This is a genomic window from Mesorhizobium sp. KR9-304 (assembly GCF_040049215.1).
Classification (GTDB): Bacteria; Pseudomonadota; Alphaproteobacteria; order Rhizobiales; family Rhizobiaceae; genus Mesorhizobium_K.
The window spans coordinates 1-18,068 of the sequence record NZ_JBDZDN010000002.1 but is presented as its reverse complement, the minus strand read 5'-3'; the positions used below and the strand labels follow the sequence as shown (position 1 = coordinate 18,068).

Annotated in this window: 18 protein-coding genes and 1 pseudogene; 6 read left to right on the top strand and 13 right to left on the bottom strand. The window is 60.0% G+C overall.

Annotated features, from left to right (window positions below; genetic code table 11):
- The 7 genes from ABLE71_RS12340 to ABLE71_RS12310 all read right to left on the bottom strand — a co-directional run bounded on the left by ABLE71_RS12340 (window position 1) and on the right by ABLE71_RS12310 (window position 6,350).
- Window positions 1-510 carry a TadE/TadG family type IV pilus assembly protein gene (locus ABLE71_RS12340; RefSeq protein ID WP_348783749.1) on the bottom strand — a complete coding sequence of 170 codons (510 nt, stop codon included), beginning with the start codon at window positions 508-510 and terminating at the stop codon, window positions 1-3.
- A gap of 25 nt (window positions 511-535) precedes the next feature.
- A complete protein-coding gene (locus tag ABLE71_RS12335; RefSeq protein ID WP_348783748.1) occupies window positions 536-2,065 on the bottom strand; it encodes a pilus assembly protein TadG-related protein in 1,530 nt (509 codons plus the stop codon).
- A gap of 48 nt (window positions 2,066-2,113) precedes the next feature.
- Complete coding sequence (locus ABLE71_RS12330) at window positions 2,114-2,395, bottom strand: hypothetical protein (protein ID WP_348783747.1); 282 nt, start codon at window positions 2,393-2,395, stop codon at window positions 2,114-2,116.
- Window positions 2,382-3,839: a type II and III secretion system protein family protein gene (locus tag ABLE71_RS12325; protein ID WP_348783746.1), complete on the bottom strand. Its 1,458-nt coding sequence runs from the start codon at window positions 3,837-3,839 to the stop codon at window positions 2,382-2,384. The genes ABLE71_RS12330 and ABLE71_RS12325 overlap by 14 nt, the downstream gene beginning before the upstream one ends.
- 29 nt (window positions 3,840-3,868) lie before the next feature.
- Window positions 3,869-4,765, bottom strand: a complete 897-nt coding sequence (gene cpaB, locus ABLE71_RS12320) for a Flp pilus assembly protein CpaB (RefSeq protein ID WP_348783745.1) — start codon at window positions 4,763-4,765, stop codon at window positions 3,869-3,871.
- 90 nt (window positions 4,766-4,855) lie between these two features.
- Window positions 4,856-5,020 carry a Flp family type IVb pilin gene (locus ABLE71_RS12315; protein ID WP_348783744.1) on the bottom strand — a complete coding sequence of 55 codons (165 nt, stop codon included), beginning with the start codon at window positions 5,018-5,020 and terminating at the stop codon, window positions 4,856-4,858.
- Window positions 5,021-5,330: 310 nt separating this feature from the next.
- Entirely contained in the window at window positions 5,331-6,350 is a 1,020-nt protein-coding gene (locus ABLE71_RS12310; RefSeq protein ID WP_348783743.1) for a phosphatase PAP2 family protein, read from the bottom strand.
- A gap of 270 nt (window positions 6,351-6,620) precedes the next feature.
- On the opposite strand from ABLE71_RS12310, the gene ABLE71_RS12305 reads away from it, so the two are divergent.
- The 5 genes from ABLE71_RS12305 (at window position 6,621) to ABLE71_RS12285 (ending at window position 11,058) form a co-directional block, all read left to right on the top strand.
- Window positions 6,621-7,997 (top strand): CpaF family protein, encoded by a 1,377-nt coding sequence (locus ABLE71_RS12305; protein WP_348783742.1) that lies wholly within the window; start codon window positions 6,621-6,623, stop codon window positions 7,995-7,997.
- 4 nt (window positions 7,998-8,001) lie between these two features.
- The gene (locus ABLE71_RS12300; protein WP_348783741.1) at window positions 8,002-8,970 is read left to right on the top strand and encodes a type II secretion system F family protein; all 969 of its coding nucleotides are present in this window, start codon (window positions 8,002-8,004) and stop codon (window positions 8,968-8,970) included.
- Between the two features lie 22 nt (window positions 8,971-8,992).
- On the top strand, window positions 8,993-9,937 hold the full coding sequence (locus ABLE71_RS12295) for a type II secretion system F family protein (protein ID WP_348783740.1): 945 nt from the start codon (window positions 8,993-8,995) through the stop codon (window positions 9,935-9,937).
- A 71-nt stretch (window positions 9,938-10,008) separates the two neighbouring features.
- Window positions 10,009-10,545: a tetratricopeptide repeat protein gene (locus ABLE71_RS12290; protein WP_348783739.1), complete on the top strand. Its 537-nt coding sequence runs from the start codon at window positions 10,009-10,011 to the stop codon at window positions 10,543-10,545.
- On the top strand, window positions 10,546-11,058 hold the full coding sequence (locus tag ABLE71_RS12285) for a prepilin peptidase (protein ID WP_348783738.1): 513 nt from the start codon (window positions 10,546-10,548) through the stop codon (window positions 11,056-11,058).
- Window positions 11,059-11,080: 22 nt separating this feature from the next.
- Here the strand turns inward: ABLE71_RS12285 and ABLE71_RS12280 are convergent, their stop codons facing one another.
- The 3 genes from ABLE71_RS12280 to ABLE71_RS12270 all read right to left on the bottom strand — a co-directional run bounded on the left by ABLE71_RS12280 (window position 11,081) and on the right by ABLE71_RS12270 (window position 13,784).
- The gene (locus ABLE71_RS12280) at window positions 11,081-11,407 is read right to left on the bottom strand and encodes a cyclic nucleotide-binding domain-containing protein (RefSeq protein WP_348783737.1); all 327 of its coding nucleotides are present in this window, start codon (window positions 11,405-11,407) and stop codon (window positions 11,081-11,083) included.
- 268 nt (window positions 11,408-11,675) lie between these two features.
- On the bottom strand, window positions 11,676-12,392 hold the full coding sequence (locus tag ABLE71_RS12275) for a recombinase family protein (RefSeq protein ID WP_348784462.1): 717 nt from the start codon (window positions 12,390-12,392) through the stop codon (window positions 11,676-11,678).
- A gap of 156 nt (window positions 12,393-12,548) precedes the next feature.
- Window positions 12,549-13,784 (bottom strand): cation:proton antiporter, encoded by a 1,236-nt coding sequence (locus ABLE71_RS12270; RefSeq protein ID WP_348783736.1) that lies wholly within the window; start codon window positions 13,782-13,784, stop codon window positions 12,549-12,551.
- Between the two features lie 856 nt (window positions 13,785-14,640).
- Between ABLE71_RS12270 and ABLE71_RS12265 the strand changes: the two genes are divergently transcribed.
- Window positions 14,641-15,318, top strand: a complete 678-nt coding sequence (locus ABLE71_RS12265) for an adenylate/guanylate cyclase domain-containing protein (protein ID WP_348783735.1) — start codon at window positions 14,641-14,643, stop codon at window positions 15,316-15,318.
- Window positions 15,319-15,389: 71 nt separating this feature from the next.
- Here the strand turns inward: ABLE71_RS12265 and ABLE71_RS12260 are convergent, their stop codons facing one another.
- From ABLE71_RS12260 to ABLE71_RS12250, 3 genes and pseudogenes are all read right to left on the bottom strand, one after another.
- A complete protein-coding gene (locus ABLE71_RS12260; protein WP_348783734.1) occupies window positions 15,390-15,599 on the bottom strand; it encodes a hypothetical protein in 210 nt (69 codons plus the stop codon).
- Window positions 15,600-15,934: 335 nt separating this feature from the next.
- A pseudogene (locus ABLE71_RS12255) lies at window positions 15,935-16,138 on the bottom strand (hypothetical protein); the annotation flags it as partial.
- A gap of 9 nt (window positions 16,139-16,147) precedes the next feature.
- On the bottom strand, window positions 16,148-17,941 hold the full coding sequence (locus tag ABLE71_RS12250) for an adenylate/guanylate cyclase domain-containing protein (RefSeq protein WP_348783733.1): 1,794 nt from the start codon (window positions 17,939-17,941) through the stop codon (window positions 16,148-16,150).
- Between the last annotated feature and the right edge of the window lie 127 nt (window positions 17,942-18,068).

Genomic DNA, 18,068 nt, shown 5'->3' with positions numbered 1-18,068 from the left:
TCAGAACCTGATATACCTTTCCTCATGCACGCCGTTGAGCGTGATGGGGTTGAGGCCAAGATAGGCGAGCAGCGCCGTGCCGTTGTACTGGAACGTGCTGGCGGCCCTGACGATGCAGACCTTTTCCGTCGCCGACCGGTATTGGGTGACGCCGCCAGCCACGGCGTCCCTGCAGTCGGCGAGATTGGCGATATCGATGGTGACATTCGTTGCCGACCACCCCGCAACTCTGGCTGTTCCCGTACCGGCGACGTTGCCGTAGAGGGCAATGTTCTCCGCGTTCGTCGCGCAGTTGATCGCAGCCAAGCCGTAATCCGTGTACAATTGACTGTTGCAGCGGGCAGCGTAGCGGGCGGCATCTCGCAGGCCCGCCTCGATCAAAAGCTTCTGGTGAATAAGATTGCCGAACTCGAAAACGCCGGCGGACAGCGCAATCATCAGCGGGGTGATCAGCGTCATCTCGACAAGAATCGCTCCCCGCTCTTCTTTCCAGAAGCGATCCGTCAGCATGAGGAGCATCCGACGCATTGCACACCTACCGATACAGCTGTGCTTCGTCGCGCACGAAGTTGTCGAGCGTGCCCCGCCCGCCAACCGAAACATCAACCAATTCCACCATCACGGAGGCGTCGTCCGAAGGCGACGACACCGGCTCGGCCAGAAAGAAGCTGCCGAAAGCCTCGACCGGCAGATTCTCGCTGTGACCGGATAGGTCGTTGCCGGCCGCGGTCAGTGCCGTGCAATTGACGATGGCGCCATACACGAGCCTGCGATCGATGGTCTCTACCGAGATGGGCGGCTGGCAATCGCTGTCTGGATCGCCGGACTCGCCACCCGGCGACACCGTCCCGGTCAGCTCGGCTTCAATCTCGTAGCGGTAGATGTCGAAACGGGTTGGCGCATCGCTGTCCCAGTCGGTCGGATAGTCGGTCGAACCGCCGAAATTTGTTTCCCAGTAGGGGGTGAAATCCCAGCTCCCGCTCCCCATCCGTCCGCCCATATAGGGCCACGACGTATCTCGCGGAAAGCCCGCGTTGCCTGCAAGGCCGAACTCGATCTGATTGTAGGCGGGACACTGATTGGCGGAACCTTTGGTCTGGATCGCGCCCTTGCGCACATTCTCGGCGGGGCCATAGATCGCTGAGTCGAAGTGGTTTCCGCTCGCCTTTATGCCGAAGCGCACGTTGAAGGCGTCTTGTACGGGTCCGGCGTTCTGGCCGGTCTTCGTAGTCACTTTACCGCTGGAGTAGCAGCCCGATGGCTGCGATGTGGCTATGGTCTCGGCGAGCGCCTGCGCACCGTTTCCGACACCCTCCGGGGGTTCGAGAAAGCCGAAGTTTCCAGGTCCGGCAGCGGCGCCGTTGCCCACCTTGCGCAGCTCAATGAGCCTGCGGCGGTATTGGCGGCTGGCCGCAGCCTGTTGCAGCGTGATGCCCCCGGCGTCGTTTACTCCGCCCACCATCTCATAGGGGTTGCAGATGAACACGGGCGTGAAGTCGCAGACCCCGCTTCTGAAGCCCGCGACCGCTTCGGCTCCGATATTCATGGCGTTGTCTGCGGTGCTTCCGGTGAGGAAAGAGGCAGGGAAAATCGTGGCGAATGCGGTTGGCTGCACGTTCACCCTAATAAAAGCGGTCTCCGCTCTGCCGACTGCCGGATCGGCGTCTGCGTAGTTGGCCGACGTGATTGCCGTGCTGTCACTGGCGGGAATGTCTTTGAGGAAGCACCAGGAGATGCTGCCTGCCGAATTGCAGCGCGCCGCGCCTCCGGGCTGGCCGGCATTCAGCGTCGTGGACCCCGCCGTCGAGAACGTTGAAATATTGTCCACCAGCGTCGCCATCGCCCGTTCGGCCCTGGCCCAGGAATCCGGTCCGCCATCCAGTTCCGCCGCCGCGGCTAGTGCAAAACTGTCGGCTGCCTTCTGCAGGTCGTTGTGAAGGTTGTTCGCGCGGCTCATGTCGATCGCCAGCAGCGCGAAGCCAATGATCGCCGGCAGCATGATACTGACCAAGATCAGCGCGATCCCGCGCTCGTCCTTCCAGAACGCTCTTGCTAGCCTCAACATACTCGCCACCCACTACCCGGCAGGCCGTTCCCGCCACCCAGATGCCTTTCAATTCGTGCCTATGTTGATCGTGACGGGGGGCGGTGCCGCGCCCGGCAGCATGACCCTCTTGTGTTTGTGAACGACGGCGTCGCTTGCGCGCCCTCCGTCAGTCGTTATCGCCGTGTTGTCCGACGCCGGATTGAACGGGTCCTTGGTCTGCAGCATGGCGTTGTATTTCTGCGCATCGCCCGCCGCCAACGTGACCGTGTCGTAGCGGTTGAGATAGTCGGCGCAGCCTGCCAATGCGCTTGCCGCGAAGACGAGAAGGATGGCGCTATTTCTTGACATAGGTCATCTGGTCCTTCGAGCGCACGTCGAGCATGTGGCCATAGGGTCCGATCACGCCGCTGCCCTGCTCGTAGGCGCGGACCATATCCTTGGTCACTTCGAGCTGGCCGAGCAGGAAATATTCCGGATCGTTCGTCGGCCTTGTCTTGTCGAGCGGCGTCGCCAGTTGCTCGCCGGGGGCGGCCGGGCGCACCAGGCGCGGCGTCACGATGATGACGAGGTCGGTCTCGTTCTTGATGTAGCTTGACGAGCGGAACAGCGCGCCCAGCACCGGCAGTTGGCTGAGCCAAGGGATCTGGCTCTGCAGCTTGCGGTTATGCGCCTGCAGCAGGCCGGCGATGGCGAAGCTCTGGCCGTCGCGCAGTTCGACCACGGTCGACGCCTTGCGCGTCGTGAAGGCTGGAAGCTCCAGATCGTCCACACGGATACTTTGCGTTGGATCTACCTCGCTCACTTCCGGATTGAGCCGCAGATTGATCTTGCTGTCGTCGAGCACGATCGGTGTGAAGTTGAGCTTCACGCCATATTCCTTGTATTCCACGGTGATCGTGTTGTCGTCCTGGCTCACCGGGACCGGCACCTCGCCACCGGCGAGGAAGCTCGCCGTCTCGCCCGACAGCGCGGTCAGATTGGGTTCCGCCAGACGTCGGGCAAGCCGCTTGTCTTCAAGCGCGCGAATGATCACGTCGACGTCGACGCCCTTGTCGAGCACATTGGCGATAACAGTCGCGAAGGGCGCGTTGCCGGTGGCGAAGATTCCTCCGGCGGTCACAATGCCGTCAGTAATGTTCACGCCGTCGCCGATGATGCCCGCCCCGCTGCCGCTATGATTTCGATACGCCCAACTCACGCCGACCTCGCGCCCCGCATTGCGGGAGACTTCCAGAACGCGTACCTCAAGGTTCACCTGCTGGCTGTCTTCGACCTCGACCGAATTGATAACCGCATCCGGGCCGTATTGCTGGGCGACTTCGAGGATCGCGGCCAGCGTCGCGCCGTCCTTGACGCGCCCGCCGAGCCTCACCTTGCCGTTGACCGAACCGATGGTGACGCGCGATTTCGGCGCCACCTGTCTAATCGCCTGCGCCATGTCGTCGACGTCGACGCCGACCTCGATCTCGAGCACTCCGAGCGAGCGCTTGTCCTCCGAGAAGAGGTTGACGGTAGTTGTGCCGCCAGCCTTGCCGATGACGTAGAGCACGCGGTCGGTCATCGGCTGCGCGTCGGCGATCTTGGCGTCCGCCACAACCATGTCGCCAAGATTGCGGTTGAGCTCCACCGTTACCGACTGCGAGACCGGGATGAACAGCCGGTGCACCTTCGGCGAGGACACATCGATCCGCCTGTCGGCCGCAACGGCGCTCGCCGCGAAAGCGACAAGCGCTAGCAGAAAAGTCAGCGCCGCAGCGCTTCTGGAAACCCTGAACCCCGCACCTGCGTTCATGCCCGCCCCATCTGCCGTGTTTCGGCCCGTTACCTGCTCCGCGGCACCTCGTAGACTTGCCGCTGCATTCCCCTGTAGACGCCAATTCTGGCGTGCGTCGGTCCTTCCACCTTGACGACCTTCACCGGCTCTTCCTTCACCGGCTCGGCTATCGCCGCCTCCGCGGCTTCCACCGCCTGGTCCGCGATTGCCTGGGCAGCGCCGACGAGGTCCGCCGCGGTGACGCGGCCGGTCACTTCTCCTTCGGCCGAGGCGACCTCGCGCAGCGCCAGCGACAGCTGTCCGATGCCGGCGGCAAGCGTCAGCTTCTGCGCGTCCTTGGTCGTTACCTCCAGTGTGACGGCCTTGACGACCGTCGCGTTCTCCTTGCTCTCGTCGGCCACCTGGTCGATCGCCAGCACCTTCACGCTCTGCAGCAGCACGTCAACGAAGGCTTCCTGGCCGCCGCTCGCCCTGCGGATGTTGCGGGTGAGCAGGATGTCGACGCGGTCGCCGGGCAAAACGAAGCCGGCGACGCCAAGCACGTCGTTGACGCGTATGGAGACGGCCTTCATGCCTTCCGTCAGCACAGCAGAAAGCGTTGCGCGCTGGCCGGGACCCGTAATCTTGGAAGTTAGGACCGGCTCGTTGACGCCGATCGGCATCAGCACCTGGCGTTGCCCTTCGCCCGCAAGCGCTTCCGTGCGGGTCTTGAAGGCGCCGACCGGCAGCGATGCCGCGGGCCAGGCGATCTCGCGGAGATTGTCTGATGTCAGCGTATCACCGAATTTCAATGGAACTGCGGCCACCACGATCGTGTCGCCGGCAGTTTCCTCGACGCTTGCCATGGCGCTGCGCTGGTCGGCCAGCCACATATTCGCAAGCACGACTGCCGCTATGCCGAATACGGCGGCGAGTATGACCATGACGATGGTGTTGGCACGCATAGCTCAACTTTCGCGCGGTGCGCGCTCAAGAAGCGTCGGAGCATTGAGAGGCCCGGACATTGACGTCCCGGGCCCCGCTCCATGTAGAGTTTAGGACGGCAACTGTCCCTCGAGGCTTACCCACTGGCCGGAAACCCAGATGCCGACGAGGATGATTGTCGCGATCACTGCGGCAGTGATGATGCCCAGAAGCACCGTGTATTCGATCATCGCAGCGCCGTCTTCGTCGTCGCGAAACCGTCTTGCGAATGTCATGATTTTACGCATATGCCCATTCCCCTTTACCCGGAACAAGACGAGGCCCCACCTCGTCGCAGCACAGATCGTGTTCAACCTTTTACACGCAAGTCAATAAATTAACGACTTCTTAAGTTGTGTGTGCCCGGGACGGCGGTTGTCGAGCCACCTAATAGTGGCGCGTCAACTCATTGATTATGCTGCGCTATGGCCCAATTTTAACCAAAATGTCACAATTAAGGGAACCGTTTTAAGATGACAAAAGTTATCATCTTTTAACAGATATAACCCATTATGGGATTTATACTTGAACAATTTAAGCGGTAATTCAGTTTAGGGTGTCGGGGATACTGATGTTGGGATTGGCGGAAGGGCGGAGAACGCGGCCGACTGCCAGCCAGATCAACGACACGGCGGCAATCGAGGCGTAGCCGTCGACTGCATAGTGCCAGCCGAGATGTACCGACCCCACCAAGATAGCGGCGACGAACAGGATGCCCGCGGCCTTCCAGAACGGTCCGAAATTCCAAGCGAACAGGCAGACCAGCATGGCACTGGCGACGTGCAGGGAAGGAAACGCCGAAATTCCGGTGCCAAGTCCGGGTTCGGCTGTCTGATAGGCATTGTACAGATATTCCTGCGTGGAGCGGGTCAGCAGCGGCAGGGTTCGGTCGATTCCATCGAGAGCGGCCATAAGCGGCGCAAAACGCGGGTCGCCGAAGAACCGCTCATTGTAGCATGGTCCGACCGATGAAAAGACGATCGCCGAAAATGAACCGAGGAGGCTCCAGGTCAGGAGAAAAGAAATGACGAACCGGCCGCGCAGGTGGTTGTTGTTCAAGACGAACAACACGAACGCCAGCGTTCCGAAGACAACCGGGACCCACAAATTGTAAAGAACTCCGATGGTCCATGTCGAAATTTCACCGCCGAAAACGGCATGGAGCGGCCGCCACGGATCAACCCCGTGCAGCATGCCGTCCAAGTTTGCCGCATAACTGTCGAAGTAGAATGGCTGAATGTTCGAGATGGCGCTCTTGATGCTTGAATAGAAAGAAAAGAAGACGACTATCAAAACAAAATGTGGAAAGCCGTAAACTATCTTCTCCGAAACCACCCAGTCGTCTATTATCTTCTTCTTGAGATGATTGAACGGCCGGTCAGGCCGCTCCCGCGCCAGCGTATACAGCATGCCGAGGAGAAGCGTCATGATCGGGAATATTATCCCTACGTACGAGACCCGATTGTAGAGATCATACTTGATTTGAAAGTTGTATATCCCCGCAAGTATATAAGCAGAAGAGCAATAGAGAGCGAACAGGCCTGCCGCGACGGTCGCGCCCCTCATGTCGCCGCGCTCCTGTATGCGGAACGCTCTTTCGAGTTTCCCCGCCACCCGTTTGCCCCCCTTGGCCGGCACAGTTTCGCACCGCCGGCGGGCTCCGACAATACCCCACACGCATCACGGTCCGGTTAACTGCGTTGAGGGGCCGCTAGGCCGGCTGGCAGTGGCTAGAAATGCGGCGTTAACTTTAAGGTTAATGAATTCTTGCAGTTGATCGCAAAATGCGTGAGGCTGATCGATCAGAGGGCAAGTGCGTCTGGGTGGGCGTCGCACATGTTTGGACGGTTTACCAAGAGCCAGGTGGAGGTGGGGGTCGAGCCGCCCGTGGAGCCTGCGCCCGTCCTGCCCGTTTCCGACGATCTCAGGGAAGACCTCCCCGGAGATCCGTTGCTCCACCTCAAGGTGGAACTGCACAGGCACCTGATCGACAGGTTCAATCTCGCCGTGCTGGAAACGGCCTCACGCGACGAAATACTGAACGAGATACGGCCTATCGTCCGGGAATTCGTCAGGACCGCCAACGTTGCGCTCAACGCACGCGAGCTCGATCAGCTCACCAACGACACCGCCGACGAGATGCTCGGCCTCGGCCCGATCGAGCCGCTGCTCAAGGACGATTCCATCGCCGATATCCTGATCAACACGCATCGGCGTGTATTTGTCGAGCGGCGCGGCGTGCTGGAGGAAACCGGCATCCGCTTCCGCGACGAGGCGCATTTGCTGCGGGTGGTCAACAAGATCGTCGCCGCCATCGGGCGCCGCGTCGACGAGTCGTCTCCCATGGTGGATGCACGTCTCGCCGACGGTTCACGCGTCAACATTGCTGTGCGCCCGGTTTCGATCGATGGGCCGCTCGTCTCGATCCGCAAGTTTTCCCGCCGGCCTTACTCGCTCGAACGCCTAATCGAATTCAATTCGATCCGTCCGCCGATGATCGAAACACTCCGCATCGCGGTGCAGGCCAAGAAGTCCATTCTCGTCTCGGGCGGCACCGGCAGCGGAAAGACCACGCTTCTCAATGCTTTGTCCCACTACATCTCGCCCAGAGAGCGCCTGATCACCATAGAGGACGCGGCCGAACTGCAGTTGCAGCAGCCTCATGTCGGGCGTCTGGAAACACGTCCACCCAACGTGGAGGGCAAGGGCGAAGTGCGCCAGCGTGAACTGGTTAAGAATGCGCTTCGTATGCGTCCCGACCGCATCATCGTGGGCGAGGTCCGCGGCGAGGAGGCTTTCGATATGCTGCAGGCCATGAACACTGGCCACGAAGGCTCCATGACCACCATTCACGCCAACACGCCCCGCGATGCGCTGGCGCGGCTGGAGCAGATGGTGGGGATGGCGGGAACGGCGATGACGCAGGAATCGATCAGGGCGCAGATCGCATCTGCCATCGACGTCATCGTCCAGACGCAACGGCTTTCCGATGGCGGCCGCAAGGTGGTGTCGATCTGTGAACTGACAGGAATGGAAGGGTCGGTCATCCAGTTGCAGGAAATCTTCCATTTCATCCGTCGCGACGTGACATCGGACGGAATTGTGGTGGGCGAATTCCGGGCAACCGGCGTCCGGCCGCGCTTTGCGCAGGAAGCGGCAACTTTGGGCCATCATTTCCCCAAGGACGCGTTCAACCCGCAGGTCGTCCTCTGAGATGATGTCGAGCCAGCTCATCTTCTATCTGGTTCTTGCGCTGGCGGCTGCTTCCGCAATCCTCGGCATCGAAGCTGCCTACCTGTCCTTCGCCGGACGCCGGGCTAAGGTAGGGACTATTAATCGAAGGCTGAAGCGGCTTGCGGACGACGCGCCGGCTGAGCAGACTCTTCAGAACCTGCTGCGCGAGCGTGGGCTGACCGAAGAAGGCAACTTCGCCTTTGGCGCCATCTGGCTGAATCAGCTCTACACGCAATCGGGAATCACAGGCAGTCCGGTAGCATTCGGCTTGACCTTCTTGTCCGCGGGGACCGTGCTGGCGCTGGCACTGCGGACATTGTTGAGCGTTTCCCTCCTCGTTTCCCTCCTGGTCTTTGTGGCCGTGGCGTTGATCCTGCCAGTGCTGGTGCTGCGCCGAGCCCGCAGGAGGCGGATTGCGAAGTTTGAGGGCCAGCTGCCTGATGCACTCGACATGATCGTTCGATCGCTGCGCGCGGGCCATCCGGCAAGTGTGACAGTGGCCATGGTCGCACGCGAAATGCCGGATCCAATCGGCACCGAGTTCGGAATAGTGTCGGATGAGGTCACATTCGGCCTAAGCCTTGAGCAGGCTGTGCGCAAACTGTCGGAGCGTGTAGGCTTCGAGGGGCTGCACCTGCTTTCGGTGTCGCTCTCCATTCAGGCCAAGACCGGTGGAAACCTGACGGACATCCTCGCCAATCTTTCGAAGGTGCTTCGCGAGCGGCGGAAGCTGCGGATGAAGATCCGGTCGCTTTCGGCGGAAGGGCGGCTTTCCGCGATCATGATTTCTCTGTTTCCTCTGGTCATGTTCGGCATTCTCGCGCTGATCGCACCGAGCTACTACGGCGACGTGTGGGGAAAACCTGTCATCGTGCCGACTTTCACGATCTTCGGAGCGTGGGCGCTGCTCGGCGACTACATCATGTATCGCATGGTCAACTTCGATTTCTGAGGGGGCAGCCATCGACACCCTTATGTCGCTTTTGGGTCCTGGATTTCTGCTCTCGGCCGCCGTCTTCGCGACGGCCGTGCTTCTGTTCCTCGTTGCGGGCTTTCTGCTCACACCGGTGTTGCAGACGAGGCGCCAAATAACGGAGCAATTGCTGGCCCAAGGGATCAAGAGTCGCCGGTCGCTCGAAGCACAGACGGAACTGACTAGGATTGCGGCGCGCCGGCCGGTCGAGGCTTACTTCAAAGCAATCGAGAAGGAGAACAGCCAGCCTGACGCTCTCGAGGCGAAACTCTTTCGAGCGGGATTTCACCAGCCAAGCGCACCGGTGGTCTATATCGCGCTTCGCATCGGATTCGTGGTCATCGGCTTTCTCGCCGCGTACGTCGTGCTTTCGAATCTGCTGCCGCCGCGGCTTCCAGCCTTCCTGACGTTTGGCGGTTCGTTCCTGCTCGGCCTTGGCTGCATCGTCATTCCCAGCATAGCCCTGGATCGATTTGAAAATGCGCAAAAGCAGAAATATCGCCGAGGGTTTCCGGACTTCATGGATATGATGCTGACCTGCGCCGACGCCGGCATGAGCCTGGAGGCAGCGGTCGAGCGGGTCAGCAGCGAACTCGCCGGAACGCACAAGGCTTTGGGTGTTCAACTAGCGATCATGACCTTGCAGATGCGCGCCGGAAAGCCGCTGCGTGACGCTCTGCGCGAACTTGCCGACCGCATCGGCATCGAGGAAGCTCGCTCGCTCGCCGTGCTGTTCCGTCAGTCCGAGGAACTCGGCACCAGCCTGACCGAAGCTCTACGCGTATACTCTGACGAAATGCGCACTCAGCGCATACTGCGTGCGGAAGAGAAAGCAAATGCGCTTCCTGTGAAAATGGTTCTGCCGCTTGGGCTATGCGTGTTTCCAGTCGTTCTGATGATCGTGATGTTGCCTGTGATTATCCGCATGAAGGGTATTTTCTTCTAGACAGTCACAGGAGGGTGTGGCGGAATGATGCGGGAAATGGGGGATGGCTTGGGGAATCCGGGCCGGTGCTAATGCGCCAGTGGTTACCACTATTGATCTTGGTATTGGCCGTTGTCGGCTGTCAGTCGGCCGGCTCGCAGGACGGCATTGTGCGAACCAATGAGCCGAGCCCGTCGGAACTCACGTCGTTCGGGGATACGTTCAAGGGGCTGCAAACGGTTTCGCCCGTCGAATACTACGCGTCGGATCTGGCTGTAGCAGAGGCCAAAAACCAGTTCCGCTCGGAAAATTACGGCAACTCCGGTGCGCTTTTCTACAAGGCCGTGCAACTGGCACCGAACGACGGCGTGGCCTGGCTGGGGCTGGCGGCCTCCTGCGACCGAATCGGCCGATTTGATCTGTCCGACAAGGCCTACCGACAGGCATTCCGTTATCTCGGCGCAACGCCCGAATACTACAATAACGTTGGCTACTCTTATCTATTGCGCGGCAAGTTGCAGGAAGCGAGGCGCAATTTCCTGAAAGCTTACGAGATCGCCCCCAACGACCCGACGGTGAAGAACAATCTGGAGCTGTTGGCCTCCAGCGTCGACAACATAGAGCGCTAGATGTTGCTGGCGCTGTCGATCGGCCTGAAGCTGGTGCTGATCGCAGCTCTCGGCAAAATCGGATTCCTGGATTTCACCCTGCAGAAGATTAGAAACAACGATGTCCTCGCCGTCGTGGCTCTTAGCGCTGCGGTGATGATTGTCGGCTGGCTCGCAGGCGAAGAACCCTGGCGCATCGGGCTCGGGATAGTCGCCGCGCTGGTGCTGTTTTGTCTCCTCATTCCATTCTGGATCATGGGCAAGGTCGGCGCGGGGGACGTGAAGTTCATGGCGGCCGCACCGCTTGTGACCGGCGGCGGTGACCTTTTGCTGTTTTCAATTGTGCTGCTGATCGCGGCCATCTTGACGGCGTTCGTCGTCAAGAATCCGCTGCTCCTTGCCGAGGGTATGTTCCGCGGTTATATCCAGCACCTGGGTCGAAAACAGGTGGTGCCTTTTGGCGTGCCGATTTCCGCCGGCCTCATCGTGGTTCTGCTGCTTCAGCTAGTTCGGGCAGGATCGGCGATGGTGTAGCGATCGGCAGGTAACCACTCCGCTAATGGCCTTCGTTGGCGTCACGTAGCCGCGCGATCAATGCACGAATGAAGGCAACTGCCTCGTCTGGATGCGTGCGAATAGCCTGCAGTAGCTCGGTTTCCGAGTAGGTCGCGCAAACGGTGTAGTCCATAGCGACAATCGTTGCGGAGCGAGGCCGGCTGTCGATCAGGCCCATCTCACCGAAGATCTCTCCGGGGCCCAAGCGCTTATGCCGTCCGTTGGGCAGCCGCGCTTCGACGGTTCCGACAACAATCAGGAACGCGCAGTCGCTCTGATCCCCCGCCTGGAAAATCGTTTCCCCTGCGTTGAAAGTTCTCCGATCCATATGGTCAGTCCAACGACATTAGCCAAAATCAGCAAGACCGACGAGACGGGCCGTATGTAAGACTGGCCTCATAATGAGGCGGCCCGGCTGCATGCGATTGGGTCTCAGGGGCGGGCAGCCGGGCCATGCCGGTTAGGGTGTTCCTCCCGGCGTCAATTAGCATCTGCTAATTTCGTGAGAATTCAATGCATAGCCGGCTATTCGGCAAAGGCGACAGTTAAGCCTCTCCCCTGGGTCGCCATTTCGGCCCCTTGCGCGACATTCAAGTCTACAGGCAGCGCAAAGGGTGCGTAATTCCCGCCTCTAAAACGGCACCAGCCCTTCGGATGATATTGCGTACGTTGGACACCTGCCACGTGCCGCCGCGGGCCGTCCGGACGCCCCGGGCTTCCAGGGCCGCTGCAATTCCCCGCAGGCTCGTAATGCCTGCTCGCTGGATGGTGCGAATGATTGGAATGATCTCACCGGCAAAGCGATCTGCCTGTCCCAGACTTGCCGCGCGTCCCTTTGCTGCGGCCAGCGCTGGCGACCGACGGTTGCCCAACCGCGCACCCTGTGCCTTCCGGGCAGCAAGTGCCGCCTTCGTCCGTTGCGATATAAGCTGGCGCTCCTTCTCGGCGAGCGCGGCGTAGAGATGGAGCATGAATGGGTCCGCATCGGCGCCAAGCTCCGCGACGATGAAGGGGACGCGGCTGGCCATCAGGCCGGAGATGAAGGCCACGTCGCGCGACAGGCGATCGAGTTTGGCTACTATCACCGGACATCGCGCCTGTCGAGCCGCAGCCAAGGCCCGGGCGAGGTGAGGGCGCCTGTCCAGCGCATCGTAGCCCTTGCCTGTCTCGACCTCGACATACTCCCCGATCAGCTGAAAGCCTTCGGCGTTGGCGAAGTGCTCCACACACGCCCGCTGCGCCTCGATGCCAAGTCCCGATCGACCCTGCCTCTGGGTGGACACGCGATAGTAGGCGATTGCGCACTGCGACATGGAAATCCCGCGGGTGTTCAGACTGCAAACCACCGTTTGCAGTTTGCTCACAAGCCGGCACAAGCCAACCGAATAGCGCATACTGCGGGATGTCCGCAGTCTCGAGCGTCGCCTGGCAGGATGAGGCTAGCGGCCGATTCCAAGCGACCGCCGCGCCTACCCCGATCTGTAGTGGTCAAGGCGCCTCATCACCGGCGTAACGAGAACGCCATGGATGATAATGGAGACGAGGACCACGCTGCAAACTGTGACCCAAATGACTGGAGCCCCCTCGAAGTCCGCCTGTCCAACGGCATAGGCAACGTAGTAGAATGAGCCGAGTCCTCGGATGCCGAAGAAGGATATTGCCGCCTTGTCACGCAAGGTCACTGGAGACCCGGCCAGACTGATCCAACCCGATAGCGGCCGAACAACAAACAAGACCAGTGCAGCTACCGCAATGATTGGCCAACTGAGCGCTGAAAAGATCGAGCCTTCCGCAATGGCAGCACCGAAGGAGACGAGCAGGAACATCATGAGCAGGCGCTCGATTTGCTCGGCAAAGATGTGAAGGCTTTCGTGATAATGATGGCGGCGCTCGACAGACCGAAGCGCAAGGGCTGACACGAACACCGCCAGGAAGCCGTAGCCGTTGGCCAGTTCGGCTGTACCGTAAGCAAGGCAAGTGATACCGAGCACGGCGAAGCCATCGCGTGTTTCCGAAAGGCCGACACGATTGGGCATTTGAAAAACGAAGAAGCCCATGGCTTTCCCGCCGATCCAGCCAATCGCCAGTCCCGCGGCGATCTTCCAAAGAACGTCGACGAGAAGCCAGTCGGCGAGGAACGGCTGCGGCGAAGCCTGAGATAGAGCAACTGCAATTGCGAGATAGACAAACGGAAAGGCCGCTCCGTCGTTCAAGCCGGCCTCAGAGGTGAGGGCGAAGCGTACTTCATCTTCCTCGCCTGATTGCGGTGGGCCGACTTGCACGTCGCTCGCCAGGACGGGGTCGGTGGGAGCCAGAGCCGCCCCCAGGAGCAGCGCAGCGGCGAGTCCGAGTCCAAGTGCCGCCCAACCAAGGATAGCGATCCCCGCGATAGTCAGCGGCATGGCGATGCCGAGCAGGCGCCAAGTGGATCCCCACTTTCGCCAACCGATCGGCCTGTCCAGTTTCAGTCCGGCCCCCATCAGCGAAACTATCACCACGAACTCTGTCAGCCGCTCGGTGAGATATCGGTTCTCCAAAGGGTTTACGCCGACGATTGATGAGAAGGGTGACAGGACGAGCAAGACGCCGATGCCAATGCATACCATGGGGAGTGAAAGCGGCAGATTCTTGAGGATGAGAGGCAGCCATGCAGTCAGGAGAATGACCGCGCCGAAGACCGCCAGAAGCAGGAAATAGGGATCCAATGTCGCCCAGGCCTTTCGCGGCAGCCGATGTGTCAGGTCTGTCCTATACGCAAGTCGATCAGCATAGTTCGGCATCCTCATTCAGAGCACAAGGGAGGCGCAGCAGCGGTATTCGCGCCGAGGCAACGTAGCGACCTGGCCGCGATCGGCCTTAGATGACCCACTCATGCCGCGCTGGCTGGGCGGCCAGCCTTCAGGGCGTCGAGCGGTGGGATGATTGATCAGCTTCCGCCTTACCGATCCCCCGTTCTACGAAGCGTCCTTGCCTTGAGCCAGAAGATTTGCCGCGGTTTACGCTCCGTCGCACGGCGTCCGCGAACCAGGCGATGAAAATCTGTGGGGAAAAAGAAGGCGTGTGTAGACGACAGCTGAAAGCGGACCGCATCATGGAGCGAATTTTTCTCCCGGTAACGTACATGGCCCACTGGACAATCCAGCTGTTGATTGACTGCGACATCGTCGTCTCTGCGCGTTGTGGCGAGGGATCATGCGACAATCAGCACGAACTCAACCTTCTGCGAATGAAAGCAAAGCTTGGACCCGAGGCTAGTGCCATGCACAAAGACCTGGCTCGTAAAATGCGCTGTTCGAAGTGCGGGAATGACAAAATTCGGTTGAGCTATTCCCCTAGAGATCAAGGGATCGCCGGCTCCCGGATCGCCTCTCGATACGATCCGTTGGCGGTGTTTAGACCTGCAGTAGTCCAGTAGCCTCGCACGCAATGTCGGGTCTGCCTGGCTATCAGGAAAGTTATGACTACACCCCACCGCATCGCGGCCATCGCCAGGGCCTTGCGGTAGAGCTTTCCGCCACCCGTGCGCTTTAATGCGTAAGGCCTTTAGGATAAGTCTTCTCTATGATCGCAGATCTGCGCATCGTCCAAGATTCCGCCAATGCGTCGGCTACCATCGCGTTCGTCGATCTCGCAGGATTCAGTGCAATTGCGGATGTCCATGGGGATGCCTCCGCGATTGCTGTCCTGGAGGTTTTTGAGGCGATGGTCCGTGAGTCTCTCAGCGGTTATGAACCCCCGATCAAGTGGATCGGTGACGAGGCAATGCTCGCCTTTCCCGAGCCGGAAATTGCGATCCAGGCACTCGGCAGGCTCTTGCCTGCATGCCGAACAGAACCTCGACTGCCGCTAACGCGGGCGGGGGTTCACCACGGCCCAGTCATTCGTAGGGGAGGCGATCTTTTTGGATCAACCGTCAACATTGCAGCGCGCATCACGGCGCTTGCATCCCCTGGTCAACTACTTGCCACTCAATCTGTTGCCGGAACAGCTGCTGCGGACGGCATACTCGTGCGGAACCTCGGAATGACGGCGCTGCGATCGGTGGCTGATCAAATCTCTCTCTACGCAATCGAGCTTGCGCCGGTGGCGGACCCAACGTGGATCGATCCAGTCTGCAAAATGCATGCGCCCTATGCGCCCTACCAAAGGGCGAGCATTGAAGGCCCCTGGTTTTGTTCCCCGCGTTGCGAAGAAGCATATCGAAAGTCTCCGCAAACCTATTCCCTGGCCAAGCAATAGCATTCCGGCTTACGGGCCTCGTCTTGCTGCTCGCTGCATGGCCTGATCTCTTCTTTCGACTCCCCGGTCGCTCAAAGTACCATGATGATAACCACTACTTCACCCAGGAGCAGAACGGTGCACACCGCGCCGCCGATGGCGTATCCGCGCCAGAAGCCTTGAACGTCTTCGCTGGTTTTGATCGTCTCCACCCACAATTCGGTTGGAGGTCCCATGCATACCGGGAGCGGAACCGCTGGCGGCTCGGGCGAGATGTCTTTGACAGGCAGGGTAGTCGGCATCGAGCAGCCCCCCCACCTATTTAAATTAGCAGATACTAAAGCAGGCGTATAGGGGGTTGGTAGTGGGTCAGTTTGAAATTTAGCGCGCTGCCACTGCCTGCACTTTGATCCGGCCACCAAAGGGGAGCTTTGCTGCCTGATAGATCGTTCTTGCCGGTAGCGGCGGATGTTTGGCGCGCCGACGCTATTCGAACAGCGTGAGTCTGAATGTCCGTTTTTGCCGCGATCCGAACCCTTGAACTACGAATCGTGCGACGTCAGCCTTGGGTTAACTCACGACATCAAACCTTGGAGGTTGAACGTCCGCTATCGTTCTTCCCTGCACAAAAGCGGACCTACTGGTTCCGGCCCGAAGCCACCCTTGATTGAACCACCCAAGTCATATCGCGTTTGGGAAAAACGAGCGGCCTTTTGTGCGGCTCCTCATAGACGACGCACATCAATCCGAACGCATCGGCGCCGTGTGACGACCAGTCATGTCCGGGCCCAGGCCGGCGTTGCGGGCTTCGTCGTGAATTCCCATCGAGAGCGCGCCGACCTAGCTAAGCTCATTCCGGAAGCCCGGCTTTCAGCAAACCTTCGCGCAGGTGCTCGGCGTCGGCGGGATATCTGTAGTGAGGCATCTCTGCCCGCACGCTGAACCCCGGTTGGCGCCGAAGCACTTCTGCTGCTTTTGAACGGGCTTCATCAAGGCGCCCGAGTTGAGCCAGACAGGCCGCTTCCCGCGCCATAGCCCAAATCGATATCTCAGGTCCGATTCTCCGGCTTGCCGACAAGGCTTCATCGTAGCGTTTCATGGCGTAAAGACAGAAGGCGAGCGTGCCCCAGGCGAACTTTACATGAGGATCGAGTCTGAGGGCTTGGCGGGCAAGGTCAACGCCCTCTTCGGGACGGCCTGCGACACCAAGTGCCGAGCTCAAATGGACAATGCCGACGGCATCGTTCGGGTTAAGCGCCACACCATTCTCGAGGTGCAAGATCGCCAGATCGTACTCATCGCGGAATCGGTGGACCTGCCCGAGGAACGTGTGACATCGACTTTCGCGCGGGTCCAACCGGACTGCAGTCTTGGCTAGGTCCAACGCCCGATTTTGGGTCAAATCCGACGCCGCGCCGTAATTGCCCTCGACCATAAGCGACAACGCCAGATAGGCATAGGCGAGAGCGTATTGCGGATCGAGGGAGACAGCCTGCTCGAACAACTCGCGAGCCCGACGGTTGTTCTCGGGGCCGAAGCCTCGCAAATGCTGGACGCCCCGCAGCAGGCAGTCATAGGCCGGCAGGCTGTCCGTCCGCCTACTCGAGGCCATCCGAATTTCAGCGTCCTCCACCCGACCAGCCACAGTCGCGACGATCGTGCGTGTTACTTCGTCCTGGACCTCGAAGAGCTCTTCGACGTTCCGGTCGAACCGTTCGCTCCACACGTGGCTGCCTGAAACCCCGTCGATCAGCTGCGCCGTAATGCGTATCCGGCTCCCCAGCTTGCGGACACTTCCCTCGACGACGTAGTGCACGCCGAGTTCGCGCGCAATCCGGCGCACATCGACGCTCTTGTCGCGGTACTGGAACGATGAATTCCGCGCGGTGACTGACAGCGCGCGGGCGCGTGACAGGTCGGTGATGATATCCTCACTGATGCCGTCGGAAAAATATTGCTGTTCGGAATCCCCGCTCATGTTGATGAATGGAAGGACGGCAATCGTCGGTTTGTCGGGAAGGGGCGGCGAGGGCCCGACGGATGCAGGCACCAGACGATGCGCGATCCTGAACACGCGCACAGGATTGGCGATGTTCTTGAGCTCGACCTCTCCCATGTCCTCAAAGACCCGAGAGCTCTTGCCTCGCAATTCGTCACGCACTTTGGCGGAGATGCAGATCCCGCCTGGTTCAGCCAACGCTTCGAGCCGCGCGGCTATGTTGACGCCGTCGCCGTAGACATCCGACCCCTCGCCAACGATGTCACCGAGATTGATGCCGATACGCAGAAGGATGCGTCTATCCTCGTTCAAACCCATGTTGGCTTTGGCCATTTCGTGCTGCAACTCCAGCGCCGCTTCTACGGCGTTCACCGCGCTGGCGAATTCCATCAGCACTCCGTCTCCCATGACCTTTACGATCCGCCCCTCGTGACTACGCACTAATGGCTCCAAGATGGTCTTCCGGCGCTCCTTCAGCGCTGCAAGCGTGCCCGTTTCGTCGGCTTCCATGAGACGCGAATATCCCACGACATCTGCGACGGCGATGGCGGCGAGGCGACGCTTTACGCGTTGATGATCTGCCATTTGGGTGACGCCTTGGAGGCAGGTTCGCCGATGGTATTTGTGCCACGCGGCGATGTCCATTGGCTGTCCGGGATCAGCGCCTATGGCACAGAAATGAGGGTGTGATTTAAGGAGTGTTCGTTCTCGTCGGAGACGAAGGAACGAACATGAATTCGAAGTCGACTGGCGGCAAACGCTCCGCCGAACA